Origin of the sequence: Streptomyces sp. NPDC046977 (assembly GCF_040644455.1) — a bacterium.
Taxonomy (GTDB): Bacteria; Actinomycetota; Actinomycetes; order Streptomycetales; family Streptomycetaceae; genus Actinacidiphila.
In genome coordinates, this window is record NZ_JBEYWO010000009.1 from 244,211 (window position 1) to 262,035 (window position 17,825).

14 protein-coding genes and 1 pseudogene are annotated in these 17,825 nt (G+C 74.5%); 11 read left to right on the forward strand and 4 right to left on the reverse strand.

What is annotated here, in order from left to right; translation table 11 throughout:
• Positions 1-19 precede the first annotated feature (19 nt).
• The 5 genes from pheS to ABZ883_RS16775 all read left to right on the forward strand — a co-directional run bounded on the left by pheS (position 20) and on the right by ABZ883_RS16775 (position 8,228).
• A complete protein-coding gene (pheS, locus tag ABZ883_RS16755) occupies positions 20-1,153 on the forward strand; it encodes a phenylalanine--tRNA ligase subunit alpha (RefSeq protein WP_360906394.1) in 1,134 nt (377 codons plus the stop codon).
• A complete protein-coding gene (gene pheT, locus ABZ883_RS16760; RefSeq protein WP_360906396.1) occupies positions 1,153-3,657 on the forward strand; it encodes a phenylalanine--tRNA ligase subunit beta in 2,505 nt (834 codons plus the stop codon). The genes pheS and pheT overlap by 1 nt, the downstream gene beginning before the upstream one ends.
• Before the next feature lie 291 nt (positions 3,658-3,948).
• Positions 3,949-5,121, forward strand: a complete 1,173-nt coding sequence (locus ABZ883_RS16765) for a PP2C family protein-serine/threonine phosphatase (protein WP_360906398.1) — start codon at positions 3,949-3,951, stop codon at positions 5,119-5,121.
• Positions 5,122-5,238: 117 nt separating this feature from the next.
• Entirely contained in the window at positions 5,239-5,532 is a 294-nt protein-coding gene (locus ABZ883_RS16770; protein WP_360906400.1) for a hypothetical protein, read from the forward strand.
• Positions 5,533-5,600: 68 nt separating this feature from the next.
• Complete coding sequence (locus ABZ883_RS16775; protein ID WP_360906402.1) at positions 5,601-8,228, forward strand: AAA family ATPase; 2,628 nt, start codon at positions 5,601-5,603, stop codon at positions 8,226-8,228.
• Here ABZ883_RS16775 and ABZ883_RS16780 read toward each other — a convergent pair.
• Positions 8,219-9,082 (reverse strand): 3-hydroxybutyryl-CoA dehydrogenase, encoded by an 864-nt coding sequence (locus ABZ883_RS16780; RefSeq protein ID WP_360906404.1) that lies wholly within the window; start codon positions 9,080-9,082, stop codon positions 8,219-8,221. The two genes, ABZ883_RS16775 and ABZ883_RS16780, sit on opposite strands and share 10 nt — an antisense overlap.
• Positions 9,083-9,331: 249 nt before the next feature.
• On the opposite strand from ABZ883_RS16780, the gene ABZ883_RS16785 reads away from it, so the two are divergent.
• Entirely contained in the window at positions 9,332-10,570 is a 1,239-nt protein-coding gene (locus ABZ883_RS16785) for a family 10 glycosylhydrolase (protein WP_360906406.1), read from the forward strand.
• A gap of 202 nt (positions 10,571-10,772) precedes the next feature.
• Here the strand turns inward: ABZ883_RS16785 and ABZ883_RS16790 are convergent.
• The 3 genes and pseudogenes from ABZ883_RS16790 to ABZ883_RS16800 form a co-directional block, all read right to left on the reverse strand.
• Positions 10,773-11,006: pseudogene (locus tag ABZ883_RS16790) on the reverse strand (hypothetical protein); the annotation flags it as partial.
• Between the two features lie 168 nt (positions 11,007-11,174).
• Positions 11,175-11,384: a DUF1918 domain-containing protein gene (locus tag ABZ883_RS16795; protein WP_360906408.1), complete on the reverse strand. Its 210-nt coding sequence runs from the start codon at positions 11,382-11,384 to the stop codon at positions 11,175-11,177.
• Positions 11,385-11,485: 101 nt separating this feature from the next.
• A complete protein-coding gene (locus ABZ883_RS16800; RefSeq protein ID WP_360906410.1) occupies positions 11,486-12,946 on the reverse strand; it encodes an aldehyde dehydrogenase family protein in 1,461 nt (486 codons plus the stop codon).
• Positions 12,947-13,271: 325 nt separating this feature from the next.
• On the opposite strand from ABZ883_RS16800, the gene argC reads away from it, so the two are divergent.
• From argC to ABZ883_RS16825, 5 genes are read left to right on the forward strand one after another with little or no spacing between them, the layout of a single operon-like run.
• Positions 13,272-14,300: an N-acetyl-gamma-glutamyl-phosphate reductase gene (argC, locus tag ABZ883_RS16805; RefSeq protein ID WP_360906412.1), complete on the forward strand. Its 1,029-nt coding sequence runs from the start codon at positions 13,272-13,274 to the stop codon at positions 14,298-14,300.
• A complete protein-coding gene (locus tag ABZ883_RS16810; RefSeq protein ID WP_360906414.1) occupies positions 14,297-14,494 on the forward strand; it encodes a hypothetical protein in 198 nt (65 codons plus the stop codon). The genes argC and ABZ883_RS16810 overlap by 4 nt, the downstream gene beginning before the upstream one ends.
• The gene (gene argJ / locus ABZ883_RS16815; protein WP_360906416.1) at positions 14,491-15,642 is read left to right on the forward strand and encodes a bifunctional glutamate N-acetyltransferase/amino-acid acetyltransferase ArgJ; all 1,152 of its coding nucleotides are present in this window, start codon (positions 14,491-14,493) and stop codon (positions 15,640-15,642) included. The genes ABZ883_RS16810 and argJ overlap by 4 nt, the downstream gene beginning before the upstream one ends.
• Positions 15,639-16,580: an acetylglutamate kinase gene (argB, locus tag ABZ883_RS16820; RefSeq protein WP_360906418.1), complete on the forward strand. Its 942-nt coding sequence runs from the start codon at positions 15,639-15,641 to the stop codon at positions 16,578-16,580. The genes argJ and argB overlap by 4 nt, the downstream gene beginning before the upstream one ends.
• Complete coding sequence (locus tag ABZ883_RS16825; RefSeq protein ID WP_360906420.1) at positions 16,577-17,824, forward strand: acetylornithine transaminase; 1,248 nt, start codon at positions 16,577-16,579, stop codon at positions 17,822-17,824. Before argB ends, ABZ883_RS16825 begins: the two co-directional genes overlap by 4 nt.
• Position 17,825: the final 1 nt, after the last annotated feature.

Genomic DNA, 17,825 nt, shown 5'->3' on the forward strand with positions numbered 1-17,825 from the left:
CACATCGGAACGGGAAGAAATGTCGGCACCGAACAAGTCGTACGACCCTGTCGAGGTCGAGGCACTGAAACCGGAACAGATCGAGCGCCGGCGCGACGAGGCGCTCGCCGCGATCGCCGAAGCCGCCGACCTCGACGCGCTGCGCGAGGCCAAGGTGGCCCACACCGGGGACCGCTCGCCGCTCGCCCTGGCCAACCGTGAGATCGGCGCGCTGCCGCCGCACGCCAAGGCGGAGGCCGGCAAGCGCGTCGGCCAGGCCCGCGGCGCGGTCAACCAGGCGCTCAAGGCCCGCCAGGAGGTGCTGGAGAACGAGCGCGACGAGCGCGTGCTGGTCGAGGAGGCAGTGGACGTCACGCTGCCCTACGACCGCACCCCGCGCGGCGCCCGGCACCCGCTGACCACCCTGTCCGAGCGGATCGAGGACATCTTCGTGGCCATGGGCTACGAGGTGGCCGAGGGCCCCGAGGTCGAGACCGAGTGGTTCAACTTCGACGCCCTCAACATCTGGGCGGACCACCCGGCCCGGACCATGCAGGACACCTTCTTCGTCGAGGGCGACAAGCCCGCCGGGTCCGACCCGCAGGAGAGCGGTGTCGTGCTGCGCACGCACACCTCCCCGGTGCAGATCCGCTCGCTGCTCGGCCGCGAGGCCCCGGTCTACGTGATCTGCCCCGGCCGGGTGTACCGCTCCGACGAGCTCGACGCGACGCACACCCCGGTCTTCAACCAGGTCGAGCTGCTCGCCGTCGACGAGGGCCTGACCATGGCCGACCTCAAGGGCACCCTCGACCACATGGTCCAGTCGCTGTTCGGCGCGGACATCACGACGCGGCTCCGCCCGAACTACTTCCCGTTCACCGAGCCCTCCGCCGAGATGGACATGGTCTGCTACGTCTGCCGCGGCGAGTCCGTCGGCAACCCGGACCGGCCCTGCCGCACCTGCGGCAGCGAGGGCTGGATCGAGCTCGGCGGCTGCGGCATGGTCAACCCGCGGGTGCTCACCGCCTGCGGCGTCGACCCGCGGAAGTACAGCGGCTTCGCCTTCGGCTTCGGCATCGAGCGCATGCTGATGTTCCGTCACAACGTCGAGGACATGCGAGACATCGTCGAGGGTGACGTGCGCTTCACCCTTCCGTTCGGGATGGAGATCTGATGCGGGTCCCGCTTTCTTGGCTGCGGGAGTACGTCGACCTGCCCGCCGGCGAGTCCGGCCGCGACGTCCAGGCCAAGCTCATTTCCGCCGGCCTCGAGGTCGAGACCGTCGAGCAGCTCGGCGCCGGCCTCAAGGGCCCGCTGGTGGTCGGCAAGGTGCTCACCATCGAGGAGCTGACGGGCTTCAAGAAGCCGATCCGCTTCTGCACCGTCGACGTCGGTATCGCCAACGGCACCGGTGAGCCCCAGGAGATCGTCTGTGGCGCGAACAACTTCGCCGTCGGCGACAAGGTCGTGGTCGTCCTCCCCGGCGGTGTGCTGCCCGGGAACTTCGAGATCGCCGCGCGCAAGACCTACGGCCGCACCTCGCACGGCATGATCTGCTCGGGCGCCGAGCTGGGCATGGGGGACGACGGCACGCACGGCATCATCGTGCTGCCGCCGGAGCACGAGGCCGGTACCGACGCCATCGAGCTGCTGGAGCTCGTCGACGAGGTGCTGGACATCGCGGTGACCCCCGACCGCGGCTACTGCCTGTCGATGCGCGGCGTCGCCCGTGAGGCGGCCATCGCCTACGGCCTGCCGCTGCGCGACCCGGCGCTGCTCGACGTGCCCGGCCCGAACTCCTACGGCTACGAGGTCAAGGTCTCCGACCCGGTCGGCTGCGACCGCTTCACCGCACGGACCGTCACCGGGCTGGACCCGGAGGCCGGTTCGCCGGTGTGGCTGCAGCGCCGCCTGCAGAAGGCCGGCATGCGGCCGATCTCGCTCGCGGTCGACGTCACCAACTACGTGATGCTGGAGCTCGGCCAGCCGCTGCACGCGTACGACCGGCAGCGCGTCGAGGGCGCGATCGGCGTGCGTCGCGCGCAGCCCGGCGAGAAGCTGACGACGCTCGACGGACAGGTCCGGGTCCTGGACCCCGAGGACCTGGTCATCACCGACAACCGCGGGCCGATCGGCCTGGCGGGCGTCATGGGCGGCGCCAACACCGAGATCGACGAGACGGGCGCCACCACGACCGACGTCGTCATCGAGGCCGCGCACTTCGACCCGGTCGCCATCGCCCGCACCGCGCGCCGCCACAAGCTGTCCTCCGAGGCGTCCAAGCGCTTCGAGCGCGGTGTGGACCCGCTGGCCGCGTCCGCCGCCGCGCAGCGCACCGTGGACCTGCTGGTGCTGCTCGCGGGCGGTACCGCCGAGGCCGGCGTCACCGAGATCACCGCGCCCTCCGCGCCGCACACCATCACGATCCCGGCCGACCACCCGGACAAGGTGGCGGGCAGGGAGTACGGCCGCGAGACCGTCGTGCGCCGGCTCCAGCAGGTCGGCTGCGACGTGTACGGGGCCGACGAGCTGATCGTCACCGTGCCGTCCTGGCGCCCCGACCTGCGCGACCCCAACGACCTCGCCGAGGAGGTCATCCGGCTGGAGGGCTACGAGAACCTGCCCTCCACGCTGCCGAACCTGCCCTCCGGCCGCGGGCTGACCGAGTCGCAGAAGCTGCGCCGCCGGGTCGGCCGGGCGCTGGCCGGGGCGGGCTACGTCGAGGTGCAGAACTACCCGTTTCTGGGTGAGGGCGTCTTCGACCAGCTCGGTCTGGACGCGGACGACCCGCGCCGCATCACCGTCAGGCTCGCCAACCCGCTGTCGGACGAGGAGCCCGCGCTCCGCACGACCATGCTCCCCGGCCTGCTGGGCGCCCTGCGCCGCAACGTGGGGCGCGGCGCGCACGACCTCGCGCTCTTCGAGACCGGTCTGGTCTTCCGCCCCAGCGGCGAGGAGCCCGCGCCGCCGCGGCTGCCGGTCGACCGGCGTCCCACCGACGCCGAGATCGCCGCGCTCGACGCCGCTCTCCCGCGGCAGCCCCGCCGGGTCGCCGTGGTCCTGTCGGGCGCGCGCGAGCAGGCCGGCTGGTGGGGCGAGGGCCGCGCCGCGACCTGGGCCGACGCCGTCGAGGCCGGGCGGATCGTCGCCGGTGAGGCGGGGGTCGAACTGATCGTGCGCCAGGACCGGCACGCCCCGTTCCACCCGGGCCGCTGCGCGGCGCTACTGGCCGTCGTGGACGGCGAGGAGGTCCTCGTCGGCAACGCGGGCGAGCTGCACCCGCGGGTCATCAAGGCGATGCACCTGCCCGAGGGCACCGCCGCCATGGAGCTGGACCTGGACCGCCTGGAGCGCGCCTCGGCCGGCGTGGTGGCGGCCCCCACGGTGTCCGCCTTCCCGGTCGCCACCCAGGACGTCGCGCTCGTCGTGGACGCCTCCGTCCCGGCCGCCGACGTCGAGTCCGCCCTGCGGTCCGGTGCCGGCGGGCTGCTGGAGGCGCTGCGCCTGTTCGACGTCTTCACCGGCGACCAGATCGGCCCAGGGAAGAAGTCGCTGGCGTACTCGCTGCGGTTCCGTGCCGCCGACCGCACGCTGACCGCGGAGGAGGCCTCCGCGGCCCGTGACGCCGCGGTCGCCGTCGCCGCCGAGCGCACCGGCGCCACCCTGCGCGGCGCGTAGGACGGGCAAGGGCGCCGGGGCACCGGCGCCGGCGCGGAGCGGGGCGCTCCCGGGTCACCGGGGGCGCCCCGCGCGCGTGTCCGGGCGATGCGGGGCACGGGAGGCACGCGGGGCACGAGGGGCGGGGACGATCACCCCAATACCCCCGGCCGGGCCACATAAGGGTCACGTCGCACGATCGGGTGAACTGGCAGGGGAGAGGCTGGATCCCGGCCGGTCGGTCGACAGAATCGGGGGCGAACCAGCCCCGCTCGACGCGGGAGCGACGGCTGCGAGGGGGAGCCCGGCGGCATGATCGGACCCAGGGTGGCCATGGCGGTGACGGGCCGGGTGCGGGGGTGGCTGCTCCTCGTGTGGCCGGGTGCGTGGGTGGCCGCCGTACTGGGGCTGGCCTGCGGGGTGCCCGGCGGGGAGGAGTGGCTGCCCGGAGTCGCGGCGGCGCCCGCGCTCGCCTGCGCGGGCACCGGACGGCGGCGGTGCGTCGCGCTGAGCGGCGGGCTGGCGGTGGCCGCGCTGTTCGTACCGGGGCCGGGCAGACCACGGGCCGGTGCCGCGGTGGCGGTCGTCGCGGTGCTGGCGGCCTGCTTCTGGCTGGCGGACCGCAGGAGACGGCTCGCCGCCGAACTGACCCGCACCCGCGAGGTCGCGCTCGCCGCCCAGCGGGTGCTGCTGCGCCCGCTCCCGCAGCGGGTGAACGATCTGACGGTCGCCGCCGACCATGTGTCCGCCAGCCGGGGCGCGCACGTCGGCGGCGATCTGTACGAGGTCCTGGCCACGCCGCACGGCGTGCGCGCCGTCATCGGCGACGTGCGCGGTCACGGACTGGAGGCCATCGGCACCGTCGCGGCGCTGCTCGGCACCTTCCGGGAGGCCGCGTACGACGAGCCGGAACTCGGCGGGCTGCTGGCGCGGCTGGACCGGGCCCTCGCCCGGCACATCCAGGAACGCCCGTTCGCCGCCGAGGAGTTCGTCACCCTGATGCTGCTCCAGCTCGACGAGGACGGCCAGGTCGACGTCCTCAACTGCGGCCACCCCGGCCCCTACCGGCTGTCCGCGGACCGGCCCGGCAGCGTCCTGGCGCTGCCGCTGGACGCGGGGGAGCCCCTGCCGCCGCTGGGGCTGGTGGACGCGGCCGCCGGGGCGAAGGCGGTGCGCTGCGGGCGGCTGCTGCCCGGGCAGGCGCTGTTCCTGCACACCGACGGCGTGGCGGACGCCCGGGACGCGGACGGCACGTTCTTCCCGCTGGCGGCGGCCCTGGAGGGCGCCGCGCGTGCCGCGGGCGGCCACACGCTGTGCGCGCGGGCCCTGGTGGACGCCGTGCGCGCCGCCTACATGCGGCACACCCGCGGCCGGCTCACCGACGACATGGCGCTGCTCGTGCTGCACCGGGACGCTCCGCGGGTGCCCGAACAGGCGTCCGTCGCCCGGACCGTGACCCGGCGTCCCGGAGTGCCGCGCGTCTGATCGTGCTCATCCTTGGTACACCTTGGTCGATCCGTGAGCAAAACGCTCATTGTCTGCCTTGTGCGCACGCGCCGCACGAGGGGTGTCACCGGAGGAGAACCGAGCAGAGGGGCAGACATGGCACCACCGACCGCCACCGACATCGCGCTGTCCGCGCCCGCGGGCGAACTCATCGCCGTCGTCGGCCCGCCCGGCCCGCAGCGCTCCGCGCTCCAGCACGCGCTCAACGACGCGCCCTGGCACCGGGGTCCGGCCGTGACGACCACCGTCATCAGCGACGGCGCGTGGCACGAACTGCGCCGGGTCGCCGCCGCGGGCATCACCGTGGTCGCCGCCTGCGACGCCACCGTCGCCGCCGGGGCCCATGCCCACCGGGTCGTGCTGCTCCCCGATCCCGACGGGGTGGCGTGACCGATCCCTCCGCCCCGGGCGGACTCCCGCCATTGACAAGGTAGTTGCACAAACGTTGTCATGTGCATATGCCGTCCCTGATCGGGCGTCGGGAGATCCTCGACCATGCCCGGACACAGCTGAGCGCCGGTCCGGGCGTCCTGTTCCACGGGTCCGCGGGCATCGGCAAGTCCGCGCTGCTCACCGCGCTGAGCGCGCCGGCCGCCGGGCAGGCCGACGCCGACGGCTTTGTCCTGCGCTGCGCCCCCGTCGAGGAGGACGCCAAGCTCCCCTTCGTCGCGCTGATGGACCTCTTCGCCCGCGTCCCGGACAGCTACGTGGACGGGCTGGCCGAAGGCCCCCGCGCCGCGCTGCGCGCCGCGCTGCTGCGCGAACGTGAGCCGGTCTCCCCGCAGAGCCGGCTGGCCGTGCGCGACGCGGCTGTCGACCTCCTGCGGGCGCTGTCCGCCGCCGGCCCGGTCCTCCTCGTCGTCGACGACCTCCAGTGGGTCGACATGCCCAGCGCCGAGGTGCTCGCGGTCGCCCTGCGGCGCCTGTACGACAACGCCCCCGTGCGCTTCCTGGCCGCCGAGCGCGTCATGGACGGCGAGGAGCCGCTCGGCCTGCGCTGCTGCCCGCCGGGCACCACCACCGTGCCCGTGCCCCCGCTTGCCGACGGCGAGGTGGCCGACCTGCTGCGGGAACGCACCGGCCGGCAGCTCCCCGAGCACGCGCTGCGCGCGATCCAGGAGACCGCCGCGGGCAACCCGCTCTACGCGATCGAGCTCGGCGTCGCGGCGCTGCGCGACGGCATGCCCGCCGAGGCCGGCGACACCCTGTCCGTGCCGCCCCGGCTGCGGGACCTGCTGCTGGACCGGGTACGGCTGCTGCCCGCCTCCGCCCGGCAGACGCTGCTGGTCGCCTCCGCCGCCGCCCGTCCCACGCTGCCGCTGCTGACCGCCGCCGGCATCCCGGACCCGGCGGCCGACCTGGCCACCGCCGAAGCACTCGGGGTCGCCGTCGCCGACGCCGAGGAGACGATCCGCTTCCACCATCCGCTGATCCGCGCGGCCGTCTACGCCGACGCCCCGGAACACGGCCGCCGCGCCGTCCACAAGCTGCTCGCCCGCGCCGTGCCCGAACCCGTCGAGCACGCCCGCCACCTGGTCCTGGCCCATCCGCACGCCGACGAGACCACCGCGGCCACCCTCACCTCCGCCGCCGGGTCCGCACGCCGCCGCGGAGCCCCCGCCACCGCCGCCGAACTGGCCGCGCTGGCCGCCCGCCGGACCCCCGCCGACCGCCCCGCCGAGCGCGCCGAACGGCTGCTGGCCGCCGCCGAGTACGCCAGCGACGCGGGCCTGCGCGCCGACGCCGACCGCTTCGCGGAGACCGCCCTCGCCGAGGCGGCCTCCGCCCCGCAGCGCGTGCGGGCCCGGCTGATCATGCTCGGCAACGCCGGGCAGGCCCTGGGCGGCACCGGCCGGCTCATCACGGACGGCCTCGTCGAGGCCGAGGGGCACCCGGAACTGGAAGCCCGCCTGCACCACTGGGCCGCGGTACGGCACCTGATCGGCGGCCGTCCCGCCCAGGCCGCCGCGCACGCGCGGCGGGCCGCCCACCCGGCGCCCGGGACCGGGCCCTTCGCGGGCGCGGACGCCGTCACCGCCGACACCCGGGTGGCCGCCCTGGCCCTGCTCGCCCGGCTGCACGCGCTGCACGGCGAGGCCGACGCCGCCGAGTCCGCGCTCGACGAGGCGGCGGCGCTGCTGGGCCCCGCCGACGAGCCGGGCGCCCGCGAACTCGTACGGACCCGGGCGCTGCTGGCCGCCGACGCCGACCGCATCGACGAGGCGGAAGCCGCGATGGCCGGGCTCCTCGGCCGGACCGGCGAGTACGCCTCCGTGGAGGAGACCGCGGCCACCCTCGTCGCCCTGGTCCGCATCCAGGTCAGGTCCGGCCGCTGCCGCGAGGCCATGGACAACGTCGCCCGCTGCGGCGTCCTCCCGGTCCGCGCCGGCAGCGACTCCCCGCCGGTGCTCTACGCCGCGACGCTCGCGGAGACCGCGGGCGGCCGGCTGGACCGCGCCCTGGAACTCGCCGACCGCACCGTGCGCGCCTGCACGACCGACGGCGACCAGCTGTTCCTGCTGCGGGCCCTGGGCGTGCGCGGCCGGGCCCAACTGCTCGCCGGGGGACGGGAGAACACCGCGGCGGCCGTCGACACCCTGCGGCAGGTACGGCGGCTCGGGGAGACGATGGGCATCGGCGACCCGGTGCTGCTGCGCTGGTACGGGGACCTCGCCGAGGCGAGCGCCATCCTCGGCGACACCGACGCCGCCGCCGAGGTACTGCGCGCCGCCCGCCGCCGCGCCGGGCCCCGCCCGCCCGTGAGCGTGGCCGCCGCCCTGGAACGGGCCGAAGGGCTGCGGGAGACGGCGCTGGGCCACCACAAGCGCGGCATCGCCCGTATCCAGTCCGCCGTCACCCGGCTGCGCGGGCGGTCACTGCCGCTCGACCTCGCCCGCAGCCTGATCGTGCTGGGCGCCGCCGACCGCCGCCCGCGCCGGGCCGCCGCCGCGCGCGCGGCGCTGACGGAGGCCCTGGAGATCAGCACGGCCGTGGGCGCAGCCCCGATGGCGGCCAGGGCCCGCGCCGAGCTGGCCCGGACCGGCGAGGGCCGGCGGGCCGCGACGCGAGCCCCGGACTACGCGTAGTCGTAGAAGCCGTGGCCGCTCTTGCGGCCCAGCCGGCCCGCGTCGACCATGCGCTGGAGCAGCGGGGGAGCGGCGTACAGCGGCTCCTTGAACTCGTGGTACATCGAGTCGGCGACCGAGGCCACGGTGTCCAGGCCGATCAGGTCGGAGAGCTTGAGCGGGCCCATCGGGTGGGCGCAGCCCATCTCCATGCCGTTGTCGATGTCCTCACGGCTGGCGATGCCGGACTCGAACATCCGGATCGACGACAGCAGGTACGGGATGAGCAGGGCGTTCACCACGAAGCCCGCGCGGTCCTGGGCACGGATCGGGTGCTTGCCCAGCACGTCGGTGACCAGCTTCTCGGCGCGCACCAGCGTCTGGCCGTCGGTGGTCAGCGCCGGGATCAGCTCGACGAGCGCCTGCACCGGCGCGGGGTTGAAGAAGTGGATGCCGAGCACCTGCTCGGGGCGCGAGGTGGCGACGGCGAGCTTCACCAGCGGGATGGAGGAGGTGTTCGAGGCCAAGATGGCGTCCCGGCGGGTCACCACCTGGTCGAGGACCTGGAAGATCTCGGTCTTGACCTGCTCGTTCTCCACGACGGCCTCGATGACGAGGTCGCGGTCCGCGAAGTCCCCGAGGTCGGTGGTGAAGCTGAGGCGCTCCAGCGCCGTGTCGCGCTCCTCCTCGGTGATCTTGCCGCGCTCGGCGGCCTTGGCGAGCGACGTCGTCAGGCGCGTGCGGCCCAGTTCCAGGGCCTCGCCGGTGGTCTCCGCGACCCGGACGTACAGCCCGGCCCGGGCGCACACCTCGGCGATGCCCGCACCCATCTGGCCACAGCCCACCACACCGACAAAACGGATGTCGTCGTTCAACGCCCAGCCTCTCCCTGATCGCGAGACGGAGACCCGGACCGTTGTACGGGCCGGACCAGCCCGATCGACATTACACCCGGGTGGACCACCGCAGGCCGCCGATGCGACGCGCCCGCGGGACCGCACCCCGGGCCGTGCTCGCGGTACGCACAGGGCCGTCAGGGGACACGCCGGGGCCCGGCACGGGTTGCCCGGGGCCGCCGGTTCGCCGCATGATCGGCCGAAGTGACGGATCATCAGGGGGAACCGATGGCACACCTCTCACGCAGGGCCTTCACCGCCGGTGCGGCCGGGGCCCTCTCCGCCGCGCTGACGACGGCCCACGCGTCCGGTGCCGCCGGCCCGGCGGGCGGCGGAACAGCGCTGCCGCAGTTCCGGGGCATGTGGCTCGCCACGGTCGGGGGCCGCGACTGGCCGTCGGCCCGCGGCGGCACGCCCCGCGAGCAGCGCCGCGAACTGCTCGACTACCTCGACACGGCCGTGGACCGCCGGCTGAACGCCGTGGTCATGCAGGTCCGCCCCACGGCGGACGCGTTCTGGCCGTCCCCGTACGAGCCCTGGTCGGAGTACCTGACCGGCGTTCAGGGCCGCGACCCCGGATGGGACCCGCTGGGCACCGCCGTGGAGGAGGCGCACGCACGCGGGCTGGAACTGCACGCCTGGTTCAACCCCTACCGGATCGCCAACCACGCCGACCCGAAGCGGCTGTCGCGCGACCACCCCGCCGTGCGCAACCCCGGCTGGGCGGTCCCGTACGCCGGGAAGCTCTACTACAACCCCGGTCTGCCCGAGGTCCGCGCCTTCGTCCAGGACGCGATGCTGGACGCGGTGCGCCGCTACCCCGTCGACGGCGTCCACTGGGACGACTACTTCTACCCGTACCCCGTGGCGGGCAAGGCCTTCGCCGACGACGACGCCTTCGAGCGGTACGGCGGCGGCTTCGCCGACAGGGCCGCCTGGCGGCGGCACAACACCGACCTGCTGGTGAGCGATACCGCCGCGCGGATCAAGCGCCTGCGGCCCTCGGCCCGCTTCGGCATCAGCCCCTTCGCGGTCTGGCGCAACGCCGCCACCGACCCGCGCGGCTCGGACACCCGCGGCGGCGTCGAGACCTACGACGACCTGTACGCCGACACCCGGGGCTGGGTGCGCAAGGGCTGGATCGACTACATCGCCCCCCAGGTGTACTGGAACATCGGCTTCGAGATCGCCGACTACGCGACCCTGGTGTCCTGGTGGTCCGACGTCGTCTCCGGCACGGGTACGCAGCTCTACATCGGCGAGGCCCTGTACCGGGCCGGCGGCGCAGGCGAGGCCAAGGCCTGGCAGGACCCCGCGGAGCTGTCCCGGCATCTCACCCTGGACGCCCGCCACCCCGAGGTGCGGGGCAACATCTTCTTCTCCGGCAAGGAGGTCGTCGCCGACCCCATCGGCGCGATGAGCCGCGTCGTCCGCGACCACTACCCGACCCGGGCCCCGGCCCGCTGAGACCTGGCTCCGCCCGGCAGCCGGCCCACGGGGGCGGGGGCGACGCCGACGCCGCGCCGCGGGACCCGGCAGCGGGGCACCCGGCGCGGTTGTCGAAGCACACCCCAGGACCTGCGGCCGCGCGGGAAGTTCCCCGGCGCCGTGCCCGGCGACGCACCGAACCTGCGGGCACCCGCACAGCGGCCGGGAGAACCGTGGGGCCGGCCAGGGCTCTGCGGGGCGTGCGGCAGACGGCCAGGCCCGGGGCGGTGGCGCCGGTGAGCACGGCCGGCGACGAGCGCAGGGCGAGCTGCGCGGTGCTGTTCCGCACGTCGGTGGCGATCTCGTCCTGGAGCCCGCTCAGCCGCTCCGGGAGGCGGACCAGAGCCTGGGCGCGCTCGGGGCCGAGGGTGTCGACGTCCGCCACCAGCCGCAGCGGCCTGTCGTGGCTGTCCAGCCGCGGGCCGGCCGGGGCACTCCCCGTCGGCCTCGGGATCGCGGGGGCGCCCGAGCCGGTGCCGCCGCCCCCGCCCACCCATGCGACGAGGCACTGGCTACCGCGGCCGCCGGCGGGCGGCCGCGGTACCGGGGGCGGGAGGTCGGATCCGGGCGGCGGAGCGCAGCGCTACGGCTGGGGGGTGCGGGTCACGCCGTGTTCGTCCTCCACCGTCGAGTCCGGTCCGGGCGACAGGATGCACTCGTGCCCGTCCTCGTACCGCACCCGGTACGGCGGCTCCCCGCTCTTGCCCATGACCTCGACGATCTCGGCCACCTTGTCGTGCTGGCCGACGACGCGGCCGTGCTGCCTGACGTGGTCACCCTTGTTCGCGTGCATCGGTCGACCTCCTGGGAACTCGGCGGTCCACGGCTTGGCCTCTCCAGTCTAGGGTCGGCGGCCGGGTCCGCACCCGCTGCGCGCGGGGAGCCCCGGACGCCTCAGAAGGGGTAGCGGGCCTGCTGGGTGGCGACGGTCAGCCAGCGGGTCTGGGAGAACGCCTCGATGCCCCAGCGTCCCCCGAACCGGCCGTGGCCGCTGGCCTGGACGCCGCCGAAGGGCGCCTGCGGCTCGTCGGCGACCGTCTGGTCGTTGACGTGGACGATGCCCGTGCGCAGGCGGCGGGCGACGGCCAGGCCGCGGGTGGCGTTCTCGGTGATGATGCCCGCCGTCAGCCCGTGCTCGGTGTCGTTGGCCAGGGCGACGGCGGTGTCGTCGTCCGGGAAGGCGGCAATGGTGACGAGCGGCCCGAAGGCCTCGGCGTGGTAGAGCTCGGCCTCCCTGGGGACGCCGGAGAGCACCGTCGCGGGGTGGAGCGCGCCGTCCGGCGCGCCGCCGCCGGTGAGCAGCGTGGCGCCCTTGCCGACGGCGTCCGCGACCAGGGCGGCGACCCGCCGTGCCGAGGCCTCGCTGACCAGCGGCCCGACGACGGTGTGCGGATGGGTGGGGTCGCCCGCGGGCAGCGAGGCGACCTTCGCGGTGAACTTGGCCGTGAACTCCTCGACGAGGCTGTCGTGGACCAGCAGGCGGTCGGCGGACATGCAGATCTGCCCGGCGTTCAGGAAGACCCCGAAGACGGCGGCGTCGACGGCGTGGTCCACGTCCGCGTCCTCCAGGACGACCACGGAGTTCTTGCCGCCGAGTTCGAGGAGGACGGGCTTGAGGTGGCGGGCGGCGAGGGTGCCGACGATCCGGCCGACCTCGGTGGAACCGGTGAAGTTGACGGCGCGGACCCGCGGGTCGGCGACGAGTGCCTCGGCGACCCCGGCCGCGTCCTCGCGGGCGTTGGTGACGACGTTGAGCACCCCGTCGGGCAGTCCCGCCTCGCGCAGCAGGTCCGCGACGAACAGCCCGCACGCCACGGGCGCGTCCTCGCTGGGCTTGACGACGACGGTGTTGCCCGCCGCGAGGGGCGCCGCGACCGCGCGCACACCGAGGATGAGCGGCGCGTTCCAGGGCGCGAAGGCGGCGACGACGCCGAGCGGCTCGCGCACCGCCAGGCCGAGCACGCCCTCCTCCTGCGCGCTGAGCACCTCGCCGCGCGGGGCGGTGGTCGCGGCGGCGGCCTCGCGCAGGATCCCGGCGGCGAGTCCCACGTTGAAGTAGGCCCAGGGGCGGGTCGCGCCCGCCTCGTGGGCCATGATCTCGGCGGCCTGCTCGGCGCGGCCTTCCAGCAGGTCGGCGGCGGTGAGGAAGATCCTGCGCCGCTCCACGGGGCTGAGCGCCGCCCATTCGGGGAACGCGCCGTGCGCCGCGTCCACCGCCCGCCGGATGTCCTCGGGGCCCCCGGCCGCGACGGTCGCCCAGACCTCGCCGGTGTACGGGTCGATGTCCTCGGCCGTGCGTCCGGAGGCGGCCGGGACGTCCTTGCCGCCGATCAGCAGTTCGCGGGTGATGGTCATGGCAGCCCCTTGTCTGCGGCGAACGGCGTTGTTCGCCCAGTGAACCATCGTTCATTGAACTTTTGGCCACCGAGTTTCCGGCGCGGCAAGCGGTCTGTCAATGGACCGGCGTCGCGGGGCACATGCCGGACCGGGGGACTGTCGCCCGGCGGCGCCCGCCCCTCATCATCACGTCGCGTTTCCATGGAGGTCGGGTCGATGCCGCCTGTCCGCAGCGGACTCCCGGCACGGTGCGCGGAACGGACGGCGTGACCGGCGGGATCGCACAGGGCTTTGCATAAAAGTTCCGGCGGCCGTATAGTCATGCCATCGAGGAGGAGGGTCCATGGTGTATCGGGCAGCGGTGGCGGGCGCGAGCGGCTACGCGGGCGGGGAGATCCTGCGCCTGCTACTCAACCACCCCGAGATCGAGATCGGCACGCTCACCGCGAACTCCAGCGCCGGGCAGCGCCTCGGCGGCCTGCAGCCGCACCTGCTGCCGCTCGCGGACCGCGTCCTGGAGCCCACCGCGCCCGAGGCGCTGGCCGGGCACGACGTGGTCTTCCTCGCCCTGCCGCACGGCCAGTCGGCCGCCGTCGCGGAGCGGCTCGGCGACACCGCGCTGATCGTGGACTGCGGCGCCGACTTCCGGCTCGCCGACCCCGCCGACTGGGAACGCTTCTACGGCACCCCGCACGCCGGGACCTGGCCGTACGGCCTGCCCGAGCTGCCCGGCGCCCGCACCGCGCTCACCGGGACCCGCCGTATCGCGGTGCCCGGCTGCTACCCGACCGCCGTCTCCCTCGCGCTCTTCCCGGCGTACGCGGCCGGCCTGGCCGAGCCGGAGGCCGTGGTCGTCGCCGCCTCCGGCACCTCGGGCGCGGGCAAGGCGGCCAAGCCGCACCTGCTCGGCAGCGAGGTCATGGGCAGCATGACCCCGTACGGCGTCGGCGGCGGCCACCGGCACACCCCGGAGATCGTCCAGAACCTGACGGCGGCCGCCGGTGAGCGCGTCTCGGTCTCCTTCACCCCGACCCTCGCGCCCATGCCGCGCGGCATCCTCGCCACGTGCACGGCCGCGGCCCGGCCCGGGGCGACCGCGTCCGCCGTGCGCGCCGCGTACGAGAAGGCGCTCGCGGACGAGCCCTTCGTGCACCTGCTGCCGGAGGGCCAGTGGCCCGCCACCGCGTCGGTCGTCGGCTCCAACGCCGCGGTGCTGCAGGTCGCCCTCGACGAGGCGGCCGGCCGGATCATCGCGATCAGCGCCATCGACAACCTCACCAAGGGCACCGCGGGCGGCGCCGTGCAGAGCATGAACATCGCCCTCGGCCTGCCGGAGGAGACGGGCCTGAGCACCGCCGGAGTCGCCCCGTGAGCCCGACGACGCTCAGCCCCGCCACCCGCGCGCGCCGCGCCGTCGCCGTGCTGCTGACCCGGGCCGCGCCCTGCGACACGGTTTCCGGCGCCGGTACGACGCGCCCGGCCGCCGCGCCGCACGAAGCCACCATCACGAAGTCCGCCCCCACCGGGTGGGCCACCGCGGAAGCGAAGAAGGAGACCACAGCGTGAGCGTCACGGCAGCGCAGGGATTCACGGCGGCGGGCATCGCCGCCGGGATAAAGGAGAACGGGAACCCGGACCTGGCCCTGGTGGTCAACCGCGGTCCGCGCCTCGCCGCGGCCGGCGTCTTCACGTCCAACCGCGTCAAGGCCGCCCCCGTCCTGTGGTCCGAGCAGGTGCTGCGCGGCGGCCGGGTCTCCGCCGTCGTCCTCAACTCCGGTGGCGCCAACGCCTGTACGGGCCCGCTGGGCTTCCAGGACACCCACGCCACCGCCGAACGCGCCGCCGCCGCCCTCGGCCACAGTGCGGGCGAGGTCGCGGTCTGCTCCACGGGCCTCATCGGTGTGCGGCTGCCCATGGACCGGCTGCTGCCGGGCGTGGACGAGGCCGCCGCGGCCCTGTCCCCGCACGGCGGCGAGAAGGCCGCCATCGCCATCAAGACCACCGACACCGTCCACAAGACCGCCGTCCACGACGGCGACGGCTGGAGCGTCGGCGGCATGGCGAAGGGCGCCGGCATGCTCGCCCCCGGCCTCGCCACCATGCTGGTCGTGATCACCACCGACGCCGACCTGGACTCCGCCACGCTGGACAAGGCACTGCGCGCCGCCACCCGCACCACCTTCGACCGCGCCGACTCCGACGGCTGCATGTCGACCAACGACACCGTGCTGCTGCTGGCCTCCGGCGCCTCGGGCGTCGTCCCCGGGTACGAGGACTTCGCCGCCGGCGTCGAGAAGGTCTGCGCCGACCTGGCCCGCCAGCTCATCCGCGACGCCGAGGGCGCCTCCAAGGACATCAGGATCGACGTCGTGAACGCCGCGACCGAGGACGACGCGGTGGAGGTGGGCCGTTCCATCGCCCGCAACAACCTCCTCAAGTGCGCCATCCACGGCGAGGACCCCAACTGGGGCCGGGTGCTCTCGGCGATCGGGACGACCTCCGCCGCCTTCGAGCCCGACCGGCTGAACGTGGCCATCAACGGGGTCTGGGTCTGCAAGGCCGGCTCCGTCGGCGAGGACCGCGACCTGGTCGACATGCGCTACCGCGAGGTGCAGATCACGGCGGACCTCGCCGCGGGCGATCAGTCCGCGACGATCTGGACCAACGACCTCACCGCCGAGTACGTCCACGAGAACAGCGCCTACAGCTCATGAGCGCCCGCAAGCACACCGCCCTGCCCAAGGCGCAGATCCTCATCGAGGCACTGCCCTGGCTGACCCGGCACCACGGCAAGACGGTCGTCGTCAAGTTCGGCGGCAACGCCATGGTCGACGAGGAGCTGAAGGCCGCGTTCGCGCAGGACGTCGTCTTCCTGCGGCACGCCGGGCTCAAACCCGTGGTCGTGCACGGCGGCGGCCCGCAGATCAGCGCGCAACTGGACAAGCAGGGTCTGGTCAGCGAGTTCAAGGCGGGGCTGCGGGTCACCACGCCCGAGGCCATGGACGTCGTGCGCATGGTGCTGGCGGGGCAGGTGCAGCGCGAGCTGGTCAACCTCCTCAACCAGCACGGCCCCCTCGCGGTCGGCATGACCGGCGAGGACGCGCACACCATCAGCGCCACCCGGCACCGTCCGGTCGTCGACGGCGAGGCCGTCGACATCGGGCGGGTCGGCCAGATCACCGCGATCGACACCGGCGCCATCGAGGCCCTGCTCGACGACGGCCGCATCCCGGTCGTCTCCTCCATCGCCCGCAGCGCCGACGCCGGCGACGGGGCCGGGGTCTACAACGTCAACGCCGACACCGCCGCCGCGGCGCTCGCGGCCGCGCTCGGCGCGGAGACCCTGATGGTGCTCACCGACGTCGAGGGGCTGTACGAGGACTGGCCGAACAGCGACGAGGTCATCAGCCGGCTCACCGCGAGCGAGCTGGAGAAGCTGCTGCCCGAGCTGTCCAGCGGCATGGTCCCCAAGATGGAGGGCTGCCTGCACGCCGTGCGCAACGGCGTGAACACCGCCCGGGTCATCGACGGGCGCGTCCAGCACTCGATCCTGCTGGAGATCTTCACCGACGAGGGCATCGGCACCATGGTGGTGCCCGACGCCGCGCACCGCACTGCCAACGGAACTGTGAACCAAGGGGGACGGGTATGACCGGGACCGGAGACCGGAGCAAGCAGGGCCACCAGGGCAACCAGGGCAACGCGGCGCTCACCGAGCGCTGGCAGGGCTCCCTGATGGACAACTACGGCACACCACGGCTGCCGCTGGTCCGCGGCGAGGGCGCCACCTTCTGGGACGCCGACGGCAACGCGTACCTGGACTTCCTCGGCGGCATCGCCGTCAACGCGCTCGGCACCGCGCACCCCGCCGTCGTGCGCGCCGTCTCCGAGCAGATCGCCACCCTCGGCCACGTCTCGAACTTCTTCGTCGCCGAGCCCACCGTCGCCCTCGCCGAGCGGCTGCTGCAGCTGTCCGGCCGGCCCGGTCGGGTGCTGTTCTGCAACTCCGGCACCGAGGCCGTCGAGGCCGCCTTCAAGATCGGCCGCATGACGGGCCGTACGCACATGGTGGCCACCGAGGGCGGCTTCCACGGGCGCACCATGGGCGCCCTCGCGCTCACCGGGCAGCCCAAGAAGCAGGAGGCGTTCCACCCGCTGCCGGGCGACGTGACGCACGTGCCGTTCGGGGACACCGAGGCGCTGCGCGCCGCCGTCACGCAGGACACCGCCCTGGTGGTACTGGAGCCGATCCAGGGCGAGAACGGCGTCGTCGTGCCCCCGGCCGGGTACCTTGCCGCGGCCCGCGAGATCACCCGGGCCGCCGGGGCCCTGCTCGTCCTGGACGAGGTGCAGACCGGCATCGGCCGCACCGGCCACTGGTTCGAGCACCAGGCCCAGGGCGTCGAGCCCGATGTCGTCACCCTCGCCAAGGGACTCGGCGGCGGGCTGCCCATCGGCGCGGTCCTCGCCTTCGGCCCCGCCGCGGACCTGCTGACGCCCGGTCAGCACGGCACCACCTTCGGCGGCAACCCGGTCGCCTGCGCCGCCGCGCTGGCCGTCCTCGACACCATTGCCGCGGACGGCATCCTGGAGAACACCAAGCGCCAGGGCGAGAAGCTGCGGCAGGGGATCGAGGCGCTGGGGCACCCGCTGGTCGCGCAGGTGCGCGGTGCGGGCCTGCTGCTGGGTATCGTGCTCACCGAGCCGCTCGCCGCCCAGGTGCAGAAGGCGGCTCAGGACGCCGGACTCCTGGTGAACGCCGCCGTACCCGACACGGTGCGGCTCGCCCCGCCGCTCATCCTCGGTGACGCGGAGGTGGCGGCCTTCCTCCGGGCGCTGCCGGGGGTCCTGGACGCCGTTCAGGCCCAACACGAGGGATCGCGAGCCGGAGAATGAC